At 62.4% G+C, this 19,756-nt stretch carries 19 protein-coding genes and 1 pseudogene; 10 read left to right on the top strand and 10 right to left on the bottom strand.

Annotated elements, in window-relative coordinates; genetic code table 11:
- Window positions 1-2: 2 nt before the first annotated feature.
- Window positions 3-1,310 (top strand): aminotransferase class III-fold pyridoxal phosphate-dependent enzyme, encoded by a 1,308-nt coding sequence (locus tag NKJ78_RS13320; RefSeq protein WP_352460183.1) that lies wholly within the window; start codon window positions 3-5, stop codon window positions 1,308-1,310.
- A complete protein-coding gene (locus tag NKJ78_RS13315) occupies window positions 1,307-2,338 on the top strand; it encodes a phosphotransferase enzyme family protein (RefSeq protein ID WP_023682709.1) in 1,032 nt (343 codons plus the stop codon). Before NKJ78_RS13320 ends, NKJ78_RS13315 begins: the two co-directional genes overlap by 4 nt.
- 17 nt (window positions 2,339-2,355) lie before the next feature.
- Here NKJ78_RS13315 and hpaH read toward each other — a convergent pair whose 3' ends face one another.
- From hpaH to NKJ78_RS13290, 5 genes are read right to left on the bottom strand one after another with little or no spacing between them, the layout of a single operon-like run.
- Window positions 2,356-3,165 (bottom strand): 2-oxo-hept-4-ene-1,7-dioate hydratase, encoded by an 810-nt coding sequence (gene hpaH / locus NKJ78_RS13310; protein ID WP_352460203.1) that lies wholly within the window; start codon window positions 3,163-3,165, stop codon window positions 2,356-2,358.
- Window positions 3,159-4,034: a fumarylacetoacetate hydrolase family protein gene (locus NKJ78_RS13305; protein WP_023682711.1), complete on the bottom strand. Its 876-nt coding sequence runs from the start codon at window positions 4,032-4,034 to the stop codon at window positions 3,159-3,161. Before NKJ78_RS13305 ends, hpaH begins: the two co-directional genes overlap by 7 nt.
- Before the next feature lie 29 nt (window positions 4,035-4,063).
- On the bottom strand, window positions 4,064-5,044 hold the full coding sequence (gene hpaD, locus NKJ78_RS13300) for a 3,4-dihydroxyphenylacetate 2,3-dioxygenase (RefSeq protein WP_352460184.1): 981 nt from the start codon (window positions 5,042-5,044) through the stop codon (window positions 4,064-4,066).
- A gap of 14 nt (window positions 5,045-5,058) precedes the next feature.
- Window positions 5,059-6,576 (bottom strand): 5-carboxymethyl-2-hydroxymuconate semialdehyde dehydrogenase, encoded by a 1,518-nt coding sequence (gene hpaE / locus NKJ78_RS13295; protein ID WP_352460185.1) that lies wholly within the window; start codon window positions 6,574-6,576, stop codon window positions 5,059-5,061.
- 11 nt (window positions 6,577-6,587) lie between these two features.
- Complete coding sequence (locus NKJ78_RS13290) at window positions 6,588-6,974, bottom strand: 5-carboxymethyl-2-hydroxymuconate Delta-isomerase (RefSeq protein WP_023818594.1); 387 nt, start codon at window positions 6,972-6,974, stop codon at window positions 6,588-6,590.
- 201 nt (window positions 6,975-7,175) lie between these two features.
- On the opposite strand from NKJ78_RS13290, the gene hpaR reads away from it, so the two are divergent.
- Window positions 7,176-7,571 carry a homoprotocatechuate degradation operon regulator HpaR gene (gene hpaR / locus NKJ78_RS13285; RefSeq protein ID WP_023704722.1) on the top strand — a complete coding sequence of 132 codons (396 nt, stop codon included), beginning with the start codon at window positions 7,176-7,178 and terminating at the stop codon, window positions 7,569-7,571.
- Between the two features lie 10 nt (window positions 7,572-7,581).
- Here hpaR and NKJ78_RS13280 read toward each other — a convergent pair whose 3' ends face one another.
- Both NKJ78_RS13280 and NKJ78_RS13275 read right to left on the bottom strand, forming a co-directional pair.
- Entirely contained in the window at window positions 7,582-8,091 is a 510-nt protein-coding gene (locus NKJ78_RS13280; protein WP_023682716.1) for a flavin reductase, read from the bottom strand.
- Window positions 8,092-8,097: 6 nt separating this feature from the next.
- On the bottom strand, window positions 8,098-9,642 hold the full coding sequence (locus tag NKJ78_RS13275; protein ID WP_352460186.1) for a 4-hydroxyphenylacetate 3-hydroxylase N-terminal domain-containing protein: 1,545 nt from the start codon (window positions 9,640-9,642) through the stop codon (window positions 8,098-8,100).
- 92 nt (window positions 9,643-9,734) lie between these two features.
- Here NKJ78_RS13275 and NKJ78_RS13270 point away from each other — a divergent pair, with 92 nt between their 5' ends.
- From NKJ78_RS13270 to NKJ78_RS13260, 3 genes are all read left to right on the top strand, one after another.
- Window positions 9,735-10,604, top strand: coding sequence for a helix-turn-helix domain-containing protein (locus NKJ78_RS13270; RefSeq protein WP_023738345.1), 870 nt, complete (start codon window positions 9,735-9,737; stop codon window positions 10,602-10,604).
- Between the two features lie 268 nt (window positions 10,605-10,872).
- Window positions 10,873-11,619, top strand: a complete 747-nt coding sequence (locus NKJ78_RS13265; protein WP_023738344.1) for an IclR family transcriptional regulator — start codon at window positions 10,873-10,875, stop codon at window positions 11,617-11,619.
- Window positions 11,620-11,641: 22 nt separating this feature from the next.
- Complete coding sequence (locus tag NKJ78_RS13260) at window positions 11,642-11,872, top strand: helix-turn-helix domain-containing protein (RefSeq protein WP_084014283.1); 231 nt, start codon at window positions 11,642-11,644, stop codon at window positions 11,870-11,872.
- A gap of 84 nt (window positions 11,873-11,956) precedes the next feature.
- On the opposite strand, the gene NKJ78_RS13255 is transcribed toward NKJ78_RS13260, so the two are convergent.
- The gene (locus NKJ78_RS13255; protein WP_023682721.1) at window positions 11,957-12,682 is read right to left on the bottom strand and encodes an SDR family oxidoreductase; all 726 of its coding nucleotides are present in this window, start codon (window positions 12,680-12,682) and stop codon (window positions 11,957-11,959) included.
- Between the two features lie 147 nt (window positions 12,683-12,829).
- On the opposite strand from NKJ78_RS13255, the gene NKJ78_RS13250 reads away from it, so the two are divergent.
- Entirely contained in the window at window positions 12,830-13,726 is an 897-nt protein-coding gene (locus NKJ78_RS13250) for an AraC family transcriptional regulator (RefSeq protein WP_023738343.1), read from the top strand.
- A gap of 70 nt (window positions 13,727-13,796) precedes the next feature.
- Here the strand turns inward: NKJ78_RS13250 and NKJ78_RS13245 are convergent, their stop codons facing one another.
- Both NKJ78_RS13245 and NKJ78_RS13240 read right to left on the bottom strand, forming a co-directional pair.
- On the bottom strand, window positions 13,797-14,816 hold the full coding sequence (locus tag NKJ78_RS13245) for an NAD-dependent epimerase (protein WP_032923735.1): 1,020 nt from the start codon (window positions 14,814-14,816) through the stop codon (window positions 13,797-13,799).
- A gap of 31 nt (window positions 14,817-14,847) precedes the next feature.
- Window positions 14,848-16,128, bottom strand: coding sequence for a nucleotide sugar dehydrogenase (locus NKJ78_RS13240; protein ID WP_023738341.1), 1,281 nt, complete (start codon window positions 16,126-16,128; stop codon window positions 14,848-14,850).
- A 102-nt stretch (window positions 16,129-16,230) separates the two neighbouring features.
- On the opposite strand from NKJ78_RS13240, the gene NKJ78_RS13235 reads away from it, so the two are divergent.
- The 3 genes and pseudogenes from NKJ78_RS13235 (at window position 16,231) to NKJ78_RS13225 (ending at window position 19,754) form a co-directional block, all read left to right on the top strand.
- Entirely contained in the window at window positions 16,231-16,413 is a 183-nt protein-coding gene (locus NKJ78_RS13235; RefSeq protein WP_023667816.1) for a hypothetical protein, read from the top strand.
- Window positions 16,414-16,592: 179 nt separating this feature from the next.
- Window positions 16,593-17,569 (top strand): annotated as a pseudogene (locus tag NKJ78_RS13230) (UDP-glucuronic acid decarboxylase family protein).
- A gap of 223 nt (window positions 17,570-17,792) precedes the next feature.
- Window positions 17,793-19,754 carry a 3-hydroxyacyl-CoA dehydrogenase NAD-binding domain-containing protein gene (locus NKJ78_RS13225; protein WP_023738340.1) on the top strand — a complete coding sequence of 654 codons (1,962 nt, stop codon included), beginning with the start codon at window positions 17,793-17,795 and terminating at the stop codon, window positions 19,752-19,754.
- Window positions 19,755-19,756 lie beyond the last annotated feature (2 nt).

Raw genomic sequence — 19,756 nt, 5'->3', positions numbered from 1 at the left:
CAATGACCCAATCTGAGAAGAACCCGAGCGAGGAAGCGCTCGTCAAGCGGCGTGCCCGCCTGCTCGGCGCGAAATCGCAATTGTTCTACGACGAGCCCGTGCACCTGGTGCGCGGCGAAGGCGTCTGGCTCTACGATGCCGACGGCCGCAAGTATCTCGATGCCTACAACAACGTCGCCCATGTCGGCCATTGCCACCCGCATGTGGTCGAGGCCTTGTGCCGTCAGGCAAGCCTGCTCAACACCCACACACGCTATCTGCACACCGCAATTCTCGACTATGTCGAGCGGCTGACGGCGACCTTCGATGCAAGCCTCGCCACCGCAATCCTGACCTGTACCGGCAGCGAGGCCAACGACATAGCGCTGCGCATGGCGCAGGCCGCCTCCGGCAATATGGGCATCATCGCCACCGACGCCACCTATCATGGCAACACGGCGGCGGTTTCGCAGCTCAGCACGCGCATGCCTCCGATCCGCGGCCGCGCCCCCCATGTCAGGCTGGTGCCGGCCCCCGACAGCTATCGCCATCCCGATGCGATGGCCAATGGCAAGGCCTTCGGCGACGCCGTGCGTCAAGCGATCGCTTCGCTGGCACAGGACGGCATTGGCCTGTCTGGCATCATCTTGTGTCCGCAACTCGCCAATGAAGGTTTCCCGGCTCTGCCCACCGGATTTTTCGACGACGCCTTGGGGGCCATGCGCGAAGCCGGTGGTCTGGTCATCGCCGACGAAGTGCAGCCCGGCTTCGGCCGCACCGGCAGCCATTTCTGGGGCCATCAGCGCGCCGGCTTCGTCCCCGACATCGTCACCATGGGCAAGCCGATGGGCAATGGCCATCCGATCGCGGCCGTGGTCACCACCAAGGAGATACTGGCGACCTTCCGCGACGCTTTCCGCTACTTCAACACCTTTGGCGGCAACCCGGTCTCCTGCGCGGTCGCCAATGCCGTCCTCGACGTCATCGAACAGGAAAACCTTGTCGCCAACGCGCAAGACGTCGGCGCCTATGCGCTCGGCCTGCTGCGCCCGCTGGCCGACCGGCATGAGTGCATCGGCGAGGTCAGGGGCGCCGGACTGTTCTTCGGCGCCGAACTGGTCGACGACCGCGACACGCGCGAACCGGCGCCCGACATTGCCGAGCAGGTCGCCAACCGCATGCGTCATCGCGGCGTGCTGATGGGCAAGACCGGCATCCACGGCAATGTGCTCAAGATCCGCCCGCCCATGCCGTTCTCGCGCGACAATGCCGATTTCCTGATCGGCCTGCTGGACGAGGTGCTGGGTGAAGTCGGCGGAGTGCCGGCGTGAATTCTGTTTGCACCCAATCCGAGCCCGAAACGGCAGCCGATGTCACGGAGCTCGCCAAGCGTGCGCTCGAACATTGGGGCGCCCGCAATTCTGAGCCGGAACTTCTGAAGCACCGCGAGAACGCCGTCTTCCGCGTGCGGCTGCCGGACGGCCAGCCGGCAGCCATGCGCATCCACCGGCTCGGCTACCACACGGACGCCGCGCTGCGTTCGGAACTGCAATGGATGGGCTTCCTGCAATCCGCCGGCGTCGCCACGCCGTCTTGCGTCGCAACACAGGCCGGCGATCCGTTCGTGCTTGTCAGCACGGCCACCTCGGCGCAGCCCCGGCAGGCCGATTGCCTGAGTTGGCTGGAGGGGCGCGCCGTGGGCGCACGCGGCGTGCCACTGGTCTACACGCCCGACCAGTCGGTCCAGATCTTCACGGCGATCGGGCGGACCATCGCCCATATGCACAATGTCACTGCCTCGTGGACGCCGCCCGCGGGCTTCGTCCGCCATGCCTGGGACTTCGACGGCTTCTTCGGTGCGAACCCGGTCTGGGGCCGGTTCGAGACCTCGCCCTTTCTCGATGGTCCTCGCCGCGCGCTGGTCTTGCAGGCGCGCGACAAGGCAGTGAAGGCGCTGTCGGAACATGAGCGCAGCGCGCGCAATTTCGGCATCATCCACGCCGATCTGGTGCGCGAAAATGTGCTCATCCATGACAGCGCGGTGCGCATCATCGATTTCGACGATTGCGGCCATGGCTGGCACATGTACGACCTTGCCGTCGCCCTCTACCAGAACCGCGAGGAGGCGATCTACCCGCTGATCGAAACCGCTTTGCTTGACGGCTACCAGGAAGAGCGTGCGCTGATCCCGCAGGACATCGCCGCATTGCCTCTATTCGCCGCCTTGCGTGCCTTCGCGTTTCTTGGCTGGGTGCAAAGCCGCGTCGAAGGCGACATCACCAGGGATGTCGGCTTGCGGATGTCGACCATCGCAGCCGATGTGGTGATTGACTACCTGCGCGGCGAACAGCCCAACTGACGAGCCGATGAGAGCCGTCAGCTCTTGGCGAAATGGATACTGACCGTTCCCGAGCTGCCGAAGTCGGCGACGATGGTATCGCCGGGCCGCGCCTCGACCGGGCGCACAAACGATCCGGACAGCACCACCTCGCCGGCCGCGATGGACATGCCGTAGCGGGCGAGCCTGTCCGCCAGCCAGGCAATGCCCATCGCCGGATGGTTGAGCACGCCGGCGCCAAGCCCGGTCTCCTCGACCTCCGCATTGCGCGAGACGATGGCGCCGATCCAGCGCATATCGGCTTCATCGGGTCGTTGCGGCCGGCCGCCGATGACAATGCCGGCATTGGCGGCGTTGTCGGAAATCGTATCGAAGAAAGTGCGCGCCTTCTTTGTCTCGGCATTGACGCGTTCGATGCGCGTGTCGAGGATTTCGAGCGCCGGCGTGATATAATCGGTGGCGTTGAGCACGTCGAAGATGGTCACGCCTGGGCCCCTCAGCGGCGCCTCCATGACGAAGGCTATCTCGGCCTCGACGCGCGGCTGGATGAAGCGGCCGACGGGTATCGTCGCGCCGTCGTTGAAGAACATGTCGTCGAACAGCACGCCCGAATCCGGCGTGTCGATGGCGAGCGCATATTGCATCGCCTTCGATGTCAGGCCGATCTTCCAGCCCTTCGGGGTCAGCCCGGCATCGGTCTTGCGTTTCACCAGCGCTGCCTGGACGCGATAGGCATCCTCTATCGTCGCGTCGGGAAAATCGAGGCTGAGCAGACGGATCTGGCGGCGCGAACGCTCGGCTTCGAACAGCCTTGCCGCGGCATCTTCAGCTTGCTCGGGGGTCACGATGCTACCTCGTCGACGACGCCGTTGCGGAGCACGCCGATGCCGTCGGCTTCGACTTCGATCACGTCGCCCGGCTTCAGCCAGATCGGCGGGTCGAAGCGGGCGCCGGCGCCGGTCGGCGTACCGGTGACGATGAAATCGCCTGGCACCAGCGTGGTGAAGGTGGAGACATAGGAGATGATCTTGCGGAACGAGAAGATCATCCGGCTGGTGCGGTCCTGCTGGCGCAATTCGCCATTGACGCGGGTGGTCAGCGCGATGTCGGCAATCTGCGCCTCGTCGGTGAACGGCACCAGCCACGGACCGAGCGAGCCGGTGCGGTCGAAATTCTTGCCCTGCGTGACGTTGAACTTGGCGTGCCGTACCCAATCGCGAATGGTGCCTTCGTTGCACAGGGATAGTGCCGCGATATGGTCAAGCGCATCCCTCTCGGCGATGCGTCGTCCACCCTTGCCGATGACGATGACGATCTCGCCCTCATAGTCCAGCTGCGGCGATTCCGGCGGCCGCACCAGCGGCGCGTCGTGGCCGACGAAGGAGCGGGGGAAGCGGATGAACAGCGATGGGTTGGAAGGCGCGGCCTGGCCGTCCTTGTACTCTTCGTTGCGGTCCGGGTAGTTGACGCCGACGCAGATGATCTTTTCCGGCGACGGCACAGGGATTTCATAAGCGATGGCGCCGACTGGAAAATCGACGGCGTAGGCTTCGGCCTCTTCCGCCAGCCGCCGTAGCACGCCGGCCTCGATCACTTCGCGCAGCGTCGGCCACTGGCTGTGCCGCGCCGACAGGTCGACGACGCCCTTATCTGTGACCACGCCATAGCGCGTGTTGCCGCCGACGGTGAAGGTGGCGAGCCGCCCATGTGCAGTCATCCCGGTCTCCGTCAGGTTCGCGTCTGTGGTCACGGTGCGATGATCGGCGATGCCGTCAAATCCGGTTGGCGTGCGGCCGCGCCGGCAAAGGTGCTGCCCTCCTCGAACCAGCTTTTCGGGGCGGGCGCGCCCCACAGCGTCTGGCGCTGCGGGTCCTTGAGGTCCCACTTGATCGGCTCCAGATCCGGATCCACCGTCTGGTAGTCCGAGCAGTAGATCTCGATGCGGTGATTGTCGGGATCGCGAACATAGAGGAAGAAGGCGTTGGAAATGCCGTGCCGGCCTGGGCCGCGCTCGATGTTTGCGAGGTAACCGGTCGTCGCCATCAGGTCGAGCAGGTCGATGATGTTGAGCGGTGTCGGCACCCAAAAGGCGACGTGATGCAGGCGCGGACCCACACCGTTGGTGAAGGCGATGTCGTGGACGCCGCCCTTGCGGTGCGTCCAGGCCGCCCACAGCTTTCCGCTACTGGCATCCTCGGTGTATTCGGTGACGCGGAAGCCAAGCTCGTTGTAGAAGGCGACGGACTCGTCGACATTGGGCGAGAAGCAGTTGAAGTGGTCGATGCGCAGCGGCTTCACGCCCTTGTAGAGCGCATATTTCTGATGAATCGGCGGCAGCCTTTCCATTTGGGCAAAGAACTCGAGCGGAATGCCGTGCGGGTCGCGGGTGCGGAAGGTGCGCGACTGGTACGGTCGCTCGACCCACTGGACCGGCAGGCCTTCTGCCTTGAAGAAGTGCTCGGCCTTGTCGAGATCCTCATCCGAGAAAACCTTGAAGCCGAGATCGCGTGCTTCGGCACTGCCGGCCCTCTTCAGCACGATGCAGTGGTGTCCGCGCTCTTCCAGGGCCCTTAGATAGATGGCGTCCGATGTCTCGTCGGTAACTTGCAGGCCGAGCGTGTCGACATAGAAGGCGCGGGATTTCGCAAGGTCGGTGACCGCCAGTTCGACATGGCTGAGGCGCACGATGTTGAAGGCGGGATAGAGGTTTGGTTTGGGCAGTGGCATGCGATGTCCTCCGGTCAGCCGCCGAGTTTCTGGATCGCGTGCGCTGAAGTGGGGAAGGCGATGTTCTTCGTCTCCATGTAGAAATCGAAGGAATGGTCGCCGCCGTCGCGGCCGATGCCGGAATTCTTGACGCCGCCAAACGGCGTCGGCAAATGCCGCACATTCTCCGAATTGACCCAGATCATGCCGGCGTCCAGCGCATCGGTGAAGCGGAAGGCGCGGGTAACATCCGACGTCCAGAGATAGCCGGTCAGGCCGTATTGGGTGTCGTTGGCCAGCGCCAGCGCTTCGGCCTCGTCCTTGAAGGAAATGGCAGTCAGCACCGGCCCGAAAATCTCTTCCTGGGCAATGCGCATCCTGTTGGTGGCGCCGGTAAACAGCGTCGGGCTGACATAGCAGCCACCGCCCGGACCGGCGAACTTGCCGCCGCCGGCGGCTACCACCGCGCCTTCCGATTTGCCGATCTCGATATAGGAAAGCACCTTTTCCTCGTGCACCGGATGGATCAGCGGACCAACCACCGTTTTGGGATCGAGCGGATGGCCAACCTTGATGCGCTTTGCCTTCTCCGCAACCAGATCCGTGAATGTGTCGTAGACCGATGCTTCGACCAGAAGCCGCGACGATGAGGTGCAGCGTTCGCCGTTGAGCGAGTAGATCATGAACACGGCCGCATCCGCCGCACGTTCGAGATCGGCGTCGGCGAAGACGATCACCGGGTTCTTCCCGCCCAGTTCGAAATGCACGCGCTTCAGCGTATCGGCGCCTTGTTTCATGATCATCGAGCCGGTGCGGCTCTCACCGACAAAACCGATCGCCTTGATGTCAGGGTGCTCGGTCAGCGCCTTGCCGGCGTGCTCGCCGAGGCCGAAGACCAGGTTCCACACGCCTTTCGGCAGGCCGGCCTCCTCGGCGATCTCTACCAGCAGGCGAGCGGTCAGCGGCGAAAATTCGGCCGGCTTGTGGACGACGGTGCAGCCTGCCGCCAGCGCCGGCGCGATCTTCCATGTCGACAGCATGAACGGCGTGTTCCACGGCGTGATGATGCCGACCGGGCCGATCGGCACGCGCGTGGTGATGTTGACCTGGCCTGTCGTGCGCAGCGTCTCGCCGTCGCGCGCTTCCGGCGCGCGGTCGGCGAAGAAGCGGAAATTCTCGGCGCCGCGCAGCGCGGCCTTGGCCATGAATTTCAGCGCCTGGCCGGTGTCCATGCACTCGACGAAGGCGATCTCCTCGGCGCGCGCTTCGATCGCATCGGCTATCTTGTGCAGCAGCTTCTTGCGCCCGTCGCCCGGCATGGCGGCCCAGGCCGGGAACGCCGCCTTTGCCGCCTTGGCGGCGCAGTCGATATCGGCGGCACTGCCACGCGCGACCTTGGCCAGCGGCTTGAGATCGACCGGCGACATGGTCTCGAAGGTCGAGCCATCCACTGCCGGCACCGCTTCGCCGCCGATCTGGTTCAGCACGCCGTCGCGCTTGAAACGGGCCAGATAGGCCTCGGCCTTTTTCAGATTGCCTTCGAGGTCGGACATATCAGCTTCCGTCACTTGCCGCGCAGTCGCGGGTGGATTGCATTTTTCTTCCAGCTCAGGACCGGATCGATTTCCCTGATCTCCAGGGAAAGAGCGAAATGCGGGGTCTCGAACAGGGGGGCGAGGTATTCGCTCACGGCGGAGAAGACCGCCTCCCCGGTTCGTTTCTTGTCCTCGGCACTGCGGCCGGTTCCAATGCGAAACGACATGTCGAGAAAGGCGTTTTCCGGTAAGCTGTCGGCGATCGCATAGGCCTCCGCGCGGAAGGCCCGCACCCGCACCGCGCCGGTTTCAAACAGCCCGGTGCCGAGCACGGTGCGCAACACCAGCGCGCACAATTCGCTCATGTCGACCTTGGCATCGAGGTTGGCCGAATACTCGATGGAAAAGTGAGGCACCGCGTCTCGTTCCCCGGATTGTTCCACTGCTGTAGTTAACGCGTTAATTACATGCAGCATCACTGAAGTCAAGCCTTGCATCCAAGTTGAGGCGACGATACGGGATGGAAAGGTCAGGTTTTGGCGTGCGGTCCCGCCGACCGCCCGCATCATTGGGGACGCTGCTTCTTGCTGCCTGAAAACACCCGTCGTTCTCTGCCGATGGCGCTGCTCCATGCCCGCGAAGTGGTGATGGCGCGGTTTCGTCCAATGCTGGCGGCGCATGATGTGACCGAACAGCAATGGCGCGTGCTGCGCGTTCTGAGCGAGGCCGGCCCTGTCGAGGCGACGGAACTTGCCGATCGCGCTTCGGTGCTGCCGCCCAGCCTGACACGCATCATCAAGACGCTCGAGGGCCGAAAATTCATCACCCGCAACAAGGCGGAAGGCGATGGCCGCCGTGTCGTGCTGACGATCGCCCCGGCGGGTTCCGCCCTGATCGATGCCTTGTCGCCGGAACGCCTCGTCATCTACCGCGACATCGAACAGCGCTTCGGACATGAGAGGCTCGAGCAATTGCTCGATCTGCTGGAGAGCCTGATCGCCGGCGAGAGCTGATTGCTGCGGCTCAGCCGCCAAAGCTGCCAAGCCGCGTCGGCTGCGTGTAATTGCGGTCGACATAGAGCAAGGCCGAGCCGCCGCTGCCGTGCCTGACGTCGATAACGCGGCCGATCATGACATTATGCGTGCCGACGATGTGCACATCCTCGATCTCGCAATCGAAATTGACGATCGCATCGGACAGCGCCGGCGTCCCCGAGGTCAGCGTTTGCCAGCGCGCCGCCGAATAGCGTGCCTCCATGTCCCTGGTCGCGCCGGCGAACTTGCCGGCCAGGTGCATATGGTCATGCGTCAGCACGTTGACGCAGAAGCGCCGGTTGGCGAGGAACATGGCCGCCTGCGCCGAGCGTCCGTTCATGCACACCAGCAGTGTCGGAGGTTCGTCCGACACACTGCACATGGCGGTGGCGGTGAAGCCGCCGCGCCCGGCCGGGCCATCTGTCGTGACGATGTTGACCGGCGCGCAGACCCTTGCCATGGCGTCGCGGAAATCGGCCTTCGAAATCTGCGTGGCCATCTGACATCACCCAGCCGATGAAGCGAGCGGATTGAGCCAGGTATCTCCCGTCCAGCCATTCTCGTCATAGTCGGCCATGCAGGTATCGACCAGTTCTTCCATGGCCTTCAGCCGGCCGCCGCGTTCGGCGCCCTTCAGCACCTGCAGCCGCACCTCTTCCGGCGCACCGGCATAGTTGAGTTCGTAGAGCGCGTGGCGGCCGCCGAACTCGGTGCCGGTCGCGTCCCACAACAGTTTCATGATCTTGATGCGCTCGACATGGCCCATGTCGTTGGAACCGCGCACATATTGCGCGAGGTATTTGTCGATCTCGGGATTGTTGAAGTCGCGCACTGATGACGGCAGGTAGATCAACCCAGAAGCGATCACCCGGCGCACCGTGTCGATGACGCGCGGATAGGCTTCCGACATGAAAGTCCGGTAGGCAAGGGCTGCTTCCAGGTTGGGCAGGACAGCGCCATTCGCCCAGGGGATCGGATTATAAGCCATGGCGTTGGAGAAACTCCAGAACATGTGCCTGAGCGCGATCACCTCGCCCAGCGCCGCCTGGTTGCCGCGGAAGGCATCGCCGCCGGTGGCGCGCAGCGCCTTTGCCAGCAGGCCGGCGAGGAAGTCGAGCTTGACGGCAAAGCGTGTGCAGCCCTGGAAGCAATAGCCATGCATGAAGCCCGAAGCCGGATGGAAGGACAGGATTTTCTGCGCGTCGCGCAGCACCAGCACGTCCTCCCAGGGGATGAAGACATTGTCGAGCACCAGAATGGCATCGTTCTCGTCGAAGCGCGACGACAACGGATAGTCGAACGGAGCCGCCGCCGTGTTGGCCGTCTGCTCATAGGAGACGCGGCAGAACATCTTTACCCCCGGTGCATTCATCGGCACGATGAACATGACCGACAGCGACGGATCTTCGGTGACCGTCGCCGAACTCTGCGCCAGGAAATTGTAGTGGGTCAGCGCCGAGGACGTCGCCACCACCTTGGCGCCGGAGACATAGATGCCGGCGTCGGTCTCCTTGGTGATGTGGACGAAGACATCCTTCACCTGTTCGGCCGGCTTGTGGCGGTCGATCGGCGGGTTGACGATGGCGTGGTTCATGAACAGCACGGCTTCCTGCGCACGCTTGTGCCAGGCGAGCGCATTGTCCTTGAACGGGCCGTACCAGTCGGCATTGGCGCCGAGCGTGTTCATCAGTGCCGCCTTGTAATCGGGCGTGCGGCCCATCCAGCCATAGGACATGCGTGACCATTCGGCGATCGCGGTCTGCTGGGCCGCGAGTTCGCCGGAGGATTTGGCGACGCGGAAATATTTGTGGGTGTAGCCGCCCGAACCGGTATCGGTAGGCGAGGTCAGCGTGCCCTGCCGCTTGGGATCGTGCAGCGCATCATAGAGGCGCGCCAGCGACCGCGCCGAATTGCGCATGGCCGGATGGGTGGTGACATCGGCAATGCGCTCGCCGTTGATGTAGACCTCGCGGCCGTCGCGCAGGCTCCCCATATACTCGGCCCCGGTGAACGGGCGCCCATTGTCGGCACGAAAGTCTTCCGATCGCATGATGTTCCTCCACTTATGGCATCAACTCTAGCGCTCCTGGCAAGGATCGGTTAGGACGTAACGGCAAAACCGATTGGACTTTTTCCGGCGCTATGAGCCTCAATTCCATTCCTGATTTCTTTGTCTATGGCGAGCCGGTGCGGCCGCTCGATGTCGGCTTCCTGCATGTCGAGACGGTGCTTGCGCGCGGCAATATTCATCTCGGCCAGGTTGCCGCGCACAAGCATCCGCAAATGGGCCAGATCACCTACTGGACCAGCGGCTCCGGCACCTACCGCATCGAAGACCAATCCTGGGACTTTTCGGCACCGGCCGTCAGCTTCGTGCCGAGCACCATCGTGCATGGCTTCTCGATCGGGCCCGGCACCGACGCCATCGTCGTTTCGGTCGCCGATGATGCGCTTGCGGCAATAGCCGCTCACAGCCTGCTGCCATTGGACCGGCCGGTCTTTGCCGATAGCCTTCCTCAGCACGTCGCGTGGAAAAGGCTTGCGGCGGTGCTGGAGATGATCGCCACGGAATATGCCGAGGCGCAGGCCGGGAGTGACAAGACCCTGCCGGCGCTGATTGCCGTCGCGCTCTCGCACATCGCGCGCCTTGGTCCCGAGGTAATGGATGCCACTGGCTCTTCCGATGCTGCATTGGCGCGCGGCTTGCGCCGCCTGGTCGATGCGCATTTCCGCGACAACTGGCCCGTCGACCGCTACGCCGGGGCGCTGGCCACGACACCGCATCTTCTCGACAAGGCCGCCCATACGGTGCTTGGCAGCGGCGTCAAGCGACTCATGGGGGAGCGACGGTTGCTGGAGGCCAAGCGCTTGCTGCTGTTCACCGTGCGCACCGTCGAGGACATCGCCTACGAAATCGGCTTCGAAGATCCGGCCTATTTCTCACGCTTCTTCCGGGAGCGGGTTGGCCAGGCGCCCGCCGCCTGGCGCCGCGCGCAGCTGGGGCAGAGTTGAAGCTTCCGCGCCGGCCAGGATCAGGCGTTTGGGCCGACACGCCGGCTAGGCGCAGCGCCGCCGAGTTGATCCACCTGTTGATAGGTGTTGCCGCGCAGCATTACCCCGCGCACGGCGCGGCGCATCGAGATTGATGTCGCCGCGAAACTTGCTGGTGTTTTTTGTCGCTTCCAAACGGTTCGTTATTTGAACCACCGTTTGATGTGCTATGAGCGGACTGCAAGGTGGATTGGCTTTCGTCCCATGCGAAGTATCTTGAGGATGCACGATGAGCACAGTCGGCAAAGCGATATCGCTGCTGGAGCAGTTCACGCTCGGCGAACCGGAGATCGGCCTGTCCGAGCTCGCCCGCAAAACCGGCCTCGACAAGGCGACGGCGCGGCGCCTGCTGATGGCGCTGGCCGACCACCGCCTGATCGAACAAGAGCCGGCAAGCCGCCGCTACCGGCTCGGCGCCGGCCTGTCGCGGCTGGCCCGCTTTCGCGACGCGCATTTTCCCTTCGTGCGCGTGGCAGCACCTGTGGTTCGCGAGCTGGCGCTGGAAACCGGCGAGACGGTGCATCTGTCGGAATTCAGCGCCGGCGCACTGCTGACGGTCCATGTCGAGCTGTCGGCAAAGGCCAACCGGGTCAATGTCGATGTCGGCCAGGTGCTGCCCTTGCACGGCACCGCCTCCGGCATCGCCTTTCTCGCCGCTTCGCCTCGGGAAGCGGCCGAGGCCTATGTCGACAAGCCGTTGCCGACCTTCACGCCACACACGGTGACGCAGCCCGACAGGCTGATGAAGGCGATCCGGCTTGCCGCCAAGCGCGGCTATTCCTCGAGCTCCCAAGGCTATGAAGAAGGCGTCCACAGCATAGCCGCGGCAATCCTCGGCTCCGATGGCCGTCCTTTAGGCACTCTGGCGGTGGCCTCGCCTGTGTCACGCGCCGATGACAGCATGGCGGCCAGCCAGGGCGAAGCGGTGATCAAGGCGGCGCGGCTGATTTCAGCGCGCCTGGCCGGCGAAGCCTGACATCTCTACCGTCGCAGGGGAGATGATTAGCGGGTTAAGTTCCCAGCGGCGCACCGGCCTTGCCGCGAGACCGGAACGCTTCGTCTGGGACAGGCGGCTGGAGCGCAGCAAGGAAGAATTGTTGTCGCCCGCCCGAGCGTCGCCCACGATCTCGGAAATCGCCTTTGCTTGGGGGTTCAATTCGAGTGCGCATTTTTCGCGCGCGTTCGAGAGCCGGTACGATGTGGCCCGCGGAAGTTGCGCCAGAGGCTGAGGGCGGGTGCATTGAGGGGTGGGCCGTTTGCCGGATCTCGGAGAGCGCCCTAGCTCGCCGAAAGCCGGCATCCGGCAGCAAGTTCTACATATTGGCAGCGGTTGGCCGTACGATCACTTCGTTGACGTCCACGCCATCGGGTTGATCAAGCGCAAAACGGATCGCCCGTGCAATGGCGTCCGGTGTGAGCGACTTCTGCCGCCATTCTTTCAGAGCCGTGGCGACCTGAGGATCGCTGATATCGTCGCCCAGTTCGGTTGCGGTCACTCCGGGGGAGATGATCGTGGCGCGGATGTCGTCATGCTCCTGCCGCAGCCCCTCGGTGATTGCCCAGACGGCATATTTCGTGCCGCAATAGACCGCCGCGGTGGGCAGCACGATATGCGCACCGACCGAGGCGACATTGACGATATGCCCATTCTTCTGGGCGACGAAGCGCGGCAGCACCGCGGCGATCCCGTTCAGCACGCCGCCGATGTTGACATTGATCATGCGAGACCACTCATCGCGCTTCAGCGCGGCAAGCGGCGACAGCGGCATGACGCCGGCATTGTTGACCAGCACATCGATCTGCCCGAATTCGGCATGAGCGGCATCGGCAAAGGCGTCGAAATTCGCCGCGTCAGTCACGTCGAGTTCGCGCCACGCGACGCCTTTGCCTATTTCTGCGGCCAGCGCCTTGAGCCGCTCGGTGCGGCGGGCCCCGATGAACAGTCTGGCGCCGGCACCGGCAAGTTCCCGAACCGTCGCTTCGCCGATGCCGCTGGAGGCGCCGGTGATGAGTACAACCTTGTCTTTAAGTCCCGTCATGATCGTTTCCTTTCGCTGCGGTGTCGGGGAGATAGATGGCGGCGAACCGGCAAAGGGCGGTAGCGTGATCGTCCAAAGAGTTTGCACGATCCTCCAAATGAACTCAAAATGCCTTGCAACATTTCGCGCCATGAAGATTTATGCGGCATGGAGAAAATCAATGAACTCGCCGAGCTGATCACCCGCTTTGCGCCGAAATCTGGCATGGCCGGCACTGCGGTGCCGCGGCTGTCGCTCATTCGCGCCAACCAGCCCAGTGCACCCGTGCCTGCGGTCTACGAGGCGTCGCTTTGCATAATCGCCCAAGGATCGAAGCGCGTCTCGCTGGCCGACCAGAGCGTGGTCTATGACGCATCGAGCTACCTGCTCGTCTCGGTCGACCTGCCGCTGGTCGGGCATGTGTTGGAGGCGAGCCCGGCGGCGCCCTACCTCTGTTGCAAGATAGATTTTGATTCCACCGCGCTGGCCGAACTGCTTGTGAAAGAAGGACGTGCATCCCCCAGCAGGGATCTGCCGGTGTTAGCTGCCTATCCAAGTGACCCCGACCTGATTGATGCCGCCTGTCGGCTTGTAAGGCTGCTCGATCGCCCCGAGAGCATCACCGTGCTGGCGCCGCTGATCGAACGCGAAATCCTTTACCGGCTCCTCACCGGACCGCACGGTGACACGCTTCGCCAGATGGCGTCGGTGGACAGCCACCTGAACCAGGTCAGCCGCGCCATCGCCACGATCCGCAATCATTTCCAGGCACAACTGCGCATCGAAGACATTGCGGCGGCATCAGGCATGAGCGCGTCGTCCCTTCATGCCCATTTCAAGGCGATTACGCGCATGACCCCGCTCGAATACCAGAAGCAGCTGCGCCTGCAGGAGGCGCGAAGGATTATGCTTGCCGGCTGCGCAAACGCAGGCACGGCCGGGTTCGCGGTGGGCTATGACAGCCCTTCGCAGTTCAGCCGAGAATATCGTCGCCTGTTCGGTGCGCCGCCCCGGAAAGATATTGACCGCCTTCAGGCGACACCCAGTTCGGCTGCGGCTTATTGAGTTTTCCGAGCGGCATGCGCCAGCCATGGCTGGTCAGGAGCCAGCCGCCTCCAGGTGGCGAAGCGTCCGATCATGATCGGTAGAACTCCCGGTACCATTCGACAAAGCGCGGAACCCCTATTTCGATCGGGATTTTGGGCTTGAAGCCGGTCGCCTCCTCGAGCGAGCTGACATTGGCGAAAGTTGCCGGAACGTCGCCTGGCTGAAGTGGCCTGAGGTTGCGGTTTGCCTTGCGTCCCAGCGCGTCTTCGAGCACCTCGATCAATCGGTTCAGTTGAACGGGCGAATTGCCGCCGATGTTGTGAATCCTGAACGGTGCGTTGCTGGTCGCTGGGTCTGGCGCGACACTTTTCCACTCAGGATTGGCTGTCGCGGGTTGCTGCATGACGCGGATAATACCTTCGACAATGTCGTCGATATAGGTGAAATCCCGCTGCATGTTGCCATAGTTGAAGACCTCGATCGGCTCGCCGGCGAGGATAGCCTTGGCGAAGATGAACAGCGCCATGTCCGGCCGCCCCCACGGACCATAGACGGTGAAAAAACGCAGCCCGGTGGTCGGCAGTCGAAACAGATGGCTGTATGTGTGCGCCATCAGCTCGTTCGCCTTCTTGCTTGCGGCGTAAAGGCTGAGCGGATGGTCCGCCGGATCGTGCACGGAAAACGGCATGCGGGTGCTGCCGCCATAAATCGAACTCGACGATGCATAGACCAGATGGCCGACGGAGGCCTGCCGGCATCCTTCCAGGATGTTGACAAAGCCGCTGAGGTTGCTTTCCACATAGGCGTGCGGATTGCTGATCGAATAACGTACGCCGGCTTGCGCCGCGAGATTGACGACAACCTCCGGCGCGGCCGAGAGGAAGAGCTCCGAAATACGGTCCCGCTCCGTGAGATCGGCATGCTCGAAACAAAAATTCGAAAACGCTTTCAGCCGCTCGAGACGAGCCTGCTTCAGGCTGACGTCATAATACTCGTTCATGGAGTCGAGGCCGATAACCTGGCGTCCTTCGGCAAGCAGCCTCAGGCAAAGATGAAACCCTATGAACCCGGCTGCACCGGTGATCAGTATCGGCCTGCTTGATGTCACTGCATATCCTAGCGTTAATTTCAGGCGAGCTTTACAAGCTCCAGTATTTTATGTTGTCGGGAACTTCATTGGGCTTGATGGCCGACTTGACATCGAACAGTGTCCCCCCCGGCCTGATCATTTGAAAAAGACGCGCTCTTTCGTTGGTGAGATATTGCCTGTGAGGCACCGCCAGAACAAGCGCCTGCAAATCGTTTATCTCATCGAGCGGCAGGATTGTTTCGCCGTGATCACGCCGAGCGGTTTCGACATCGGCAAGGGGATCATGGACTTTGGGGACAATTCCGAACTGCCTTAGTTCCTTGACCATGTCGAAAACGCGGCTGTTGCGCAAATCCGGCACGTCCTCCTTGAATGTCAGCCCGAGAATGCCGACAGAAGCCCCTTTGACGGGCGTGTCAGAACCAATCAGCCGTTTGACAACCTGCTGGGCGACGAAGGCCCCCATGCCGTCATTGATGCGACGTCCGGCGAGGATGATCTGCGGATGGTAACCTTCGGCCTCGGCCTTGGCGGTCAAATAATATGGATCGACGCTGATGCAGTGGCCGCCGACGAACCCCGGTTTGAAGGGAAGGAAGTTCCATTTCGTCGACGCAGCATCAAGAACATCCTGCGTCCGGATATCGAGCCGCTCGAAGATCATTGCCAGTTCGTTCATCAGCGCGATGTTCAGATCGCGCTGGGTGTTCTCGATAACCTTCGCTGCCTCGGCCACCTTGATCGACGGGGCGCGGTAGACGCCGGCATCGATGATACGGCCATAAACGTTCGCGACGCGCTCCAGCGTCTCGCTATTCTCGCCGGAGACGACTTTGACGATCTTTTGCAGCGAGTGTTCCCGATCGCCGGGGTTGGCGCGTTCGGGCGAATAGCCGAGGGCAAAGTCGCGGGGATGTCGCAGGCCGGAAACCTGCTCGATGATCGGCCCACAGAAATCTTCGGTCACACCTGGATAGACTGTCGACTCAAAAACGACGACGGCGCCTTTGCTCACCGCCTCGCCGACGAGTTCGGACGCCAGTTTCAAAGAAGCTAGATCGGGAGCGCGATTTGCGTCGATAGGGGTTGGCACGGCGACGATGAAGAAAGTAGCGCCTTTCAACATCTCCCGGTCGGTGGTCAGCCCTATCGAGGTCTCCTTGAGCGCCGTTGCGTCAACTTCCCCCGTACGATCGACGCCGCCACGCAATTCCCCGATCCGACGCTCGCTGATGTCAAAAGCTATGGTGCCGGGGAAAACCTTCCCAAAGGCAATGGCTACCGGCAGGCCGACATAACCCAGGCCGATAACTGCAATGCGTTCGGACATCCGTGGGGTTCCTCGAGCCACCTGTTGAGCCGACGTGCTTGTATGGCAGGCTGTTGGCCAATTCAACGATGCTCTATCGCGAAGAGGAATGTCTCACGAAAAATGGTCGTTGCCATTTTCATGTTGCCATCCGCCGATGCCATCGATGTTGTGGATAAAATCCAGCAGGACCGGGTTTCGAGCCACTCTCTGCTGCGGATTGGGGTGAACCGTCAGGTTCTGCCGGCCATCTACGCAGCGGCGGCCCTGACGACAGGGCTGATATTCTCTGCTGCCAATCCATAGGCCACTATCGGCCTCAATCGTGCCTTCTGATCAAACCAAATGCCGGGATCGGAATTCGCATCGGCACCGAGCGGATCTGCGAAATTTCAGTTTGGTCCTTGTGCATTGGCTGCGGACACGGCGTATCCTGCGTGTGGCGACCGATATCTGGTCGATCAGCATTTGCCTGGGAGCAGAAATTGGCCAGACTCTATGACAGCCGCAGACGCATTCTCGTTACCGGGGGCGCAGGGTTTATCGGCTCGCATCTTATTGACCGCCTGTTGGAACGAGGCGACGAAATCTTGTGTGTCGACAACCTTTTCACCGGATCAAAGCGCAATATCGACCATTTGGCCAAGCATCCCCGCTTCGAATTCATGCGCCATGACGTGACCTTTCCGCTCTACGTCGAAGTCGATGAGATTTACAACCTGGCGTGTCCGGCCTCGCCTGTTCACTACCAGTACGACCCGGTTCAGACGATCAAGACCGCCGTGCACGGCGCCATCAATGTTCTTGGATTGGCAAAGCGGCTGAAATGCAAAGTCTTTCAGGCCTCCACCAGTGAGGTCTATGGTGACGCGTCTGTGCATCCGCAGCCCGAGAGTTACTGGGGCAATGTAAACCCGATCGGGCCGCGCTCATGCTACGATGAAGGCAAACGCTGCGCCGAAACGCTGTTCTTCGACTATCACCGACAACATGGCTTGTGGGTCAAGGTCGCGCGGATTTTCAATACGTTCGGGCCGCGCATGCACCCGGCAGACGGCAGGGTTGTCTCAAATTTCATCGTGCAGGCGCTTCGTGGTGAACCGATAACCATTTCGGCGACGGCTCACAGACAAGGTCGTTTTGCTACGTCGACGACCTGGTGAGCGGCATGCTGCGCCTCATGGATACGGGGCCGGAGGTGACCGGTCCAGTAAACATCGGCAATCCAAGGGAAGTAACGATCAGGCGCTTGGCCGAACTGACGACGCAGATGACCGGATCAGGTTCGGATACAATTTACCGCGATCTTCCGCAAGACGATCCGCGGCACCGCCAGCCCGATATCACCCTTGCCAAAAGGCTTGTCGGCTGGGAGCCGACGGTGACTTTGGAAGCCGGGTTGCAACAGACGATCGACTATTTCAAAGCCCTGCTGCCGAAGGTTTCCACAAACTCGCCTTGACCCGGCACCGCAGTGCAACCGTCAGGTCTACCGATCACCGTCGTGGTAGCGACGCCTTTTGCAGTCGATTCCGGTAGGCTTGAAGTTTTTTGAATTCTAATTATTTTAAGCTTGAAGTTATTTGGCAGAATCCATGGCGCTTCATCCGTCCGAGCCGGGACACCGGCATTGGCGGAGAGCAGAAGGAGGAGGAAGATTTGCCGTTGTTCCGGAATAAAACTCCATGAACACAGCACGATTTTCCGAGAGTGTCACAGGCAAGATCGTCGATGGCGTTCTCATCGTCACGATCGAAAATCCGCCGGTCAACGCGCTGTCCCTCCATGTCAGGGCCGGACTGATGGCTGCGCTTGGGCGTGCGGCGTCGGATGAAGTGTCTGCCGTGGTGCTGACCGCCATTGGACGCACCTTCATCGGTGGCGCCGATATCAAGGAATTCGGCAAGCCCGCTATCGAGCCCACACTGCCTGAAGTGATCGAAGCGATCGAGAGCTTCGCGAAACCGGTCGTCGCGGCAGTAGGCGGCGCGGCGCTCGGCGGCGGCTGCGAGATTGCGCTGGCCTGCCACTATCGGGTGGCCAGCAAGGCGGCCAGCTTCGGCCTGCCCGAGGTCAAGCTCGGGTTAGTGCCTGGAGCCTGCGGAACCCAACGCCTGCCCCGCCTCATCGGCACGGTCGCCGCAATTGACCTGATCGGCACGGGTCGGCCCGCAAATGCCGACGAAGCGCTCGCTCTCGGTCTGATCGATACCATTGCCGACGATCTTCCCGAAGGCGCGCTCGATGTCGCCCGCCGTCTCGTTGGCCAACCGTTGCGGCGCACGGGCGCGCTTTCCGTCCCACGCTCGCAACCCGAAGCCGAAGCGGCAGCCGCAAGAAAGGTGCTTTCCCGCAGCCGTGGACAGATCGCGCCTGCAGAAGCCGTGAGATTGGTCCAGGCTGCGTCCACGGCCAAACTTGAGGACGGTCTTGCGGACGAACGCGCGACCTTCCTGCGCCTCCGGGATTCTCGCGAAGCGGCAGCGTTGCGCCACGTCTTCTTTGCCGAGAGGCAAGCCAGCAAAGTCGACAGGCTGGAGGGTGTCACGCCTCGCAAGGTCGAGACCGTCGGTATCGTCGGAACCGGCCTGATGGGTGCAGGCATCGCGGTCTCGGCCTTGAATGCCGGCTATGGCGTAATCGGCGTCGAGCAGACGGACGACGCCGCGGCAAAAGGATACGCGCGTATCGCCGGCCTTCTCGACAAGTCAGTCCAATCCGGCCGTCTCACCGATCATGCGCGCAGGGAGGCGCTGAGCCGGTTTGAAGCGGCCAGCGAAGCCGACAGGCTGGTGCAGGCCGATCTGGTCATCGAGGCAGTGTTCGACGATCTCGCGGTAAAAACCGAACTCTTCCGGAAGCTCGAACGTATCGTCCGCCCGGACGCCATCCTTGCGACCAACACCAGCTACCTCAACCCCGACGAGATCGCCTCTGCAACCGCCCGGCCCGAACGGATCGTCGGCCTGCATTTTTTCTCCCCGGCCAACGTCATGCGGCTCACCGAAGTGGTGGATTGCGCGGCGACGGCGCCCGATGTGCTCGCCTCGGCGATCGCCTTCGTCAGGAAGCTCGGCAAGCTGCCTGTCGTGTGCGGCGTTACCGAGGGTTTCATCGGCAACCGCATCTATTCCGCCTACCGCCGCGAGGCGGAGTTCATGGTGGAGGATGGCGCAGCACCCGATGAGGTGGATGCCGCGCTGGAGGCCTGGGGCTTCCCGATGGGGATCTTCGCGGTCAACGATATGGCTGGGCTGGAGATAGCCTGGGCGCGGCGCAAGCGACAGGCGGCGATGCGCGATCCGCAAGCACGTTATGTCGAAATCGCCGACCGGCTGTGCGAGGCCGGCCGCTTCGGCCGCAAGACCGGGCGCGGCTGGTACGATTATTCGGACGGCGAACGCAGGAGCGACCCGCAAGTAACGGCGCTGATCGAGGCCGTGCGAGCGGCCAACGGCATCGTGCCGCGCCGCTTTTCGTCCGATGAGATCGTCACGCGCTTACTGGCGGCAATGGCCGAAGAGGGCAAGGCACTGCTGGCCGAAGGCATCGCGGCGCGTGCCTCCGACGTCGATCTGGTGATGATCAACGGCTATGGCTTCCCGGCCCACAAGGGCGGGCCGATGTTCCACGCCGGAGACATCTGACG

Source organism: Mesorhizobium sp. M0037 (genome assembly GCF_040323635.1).
In the GTDB taxonomy this organism is placed as follows: domain Bacteria; phylum Pseudomonadota; class Alphaproteobacteria; order Rhizobiales; family Rhizobiaceae; genus Mesorhizobium.
This window is presented reverse-complemented; position numbering and strand designations above follow the sequence as displayed.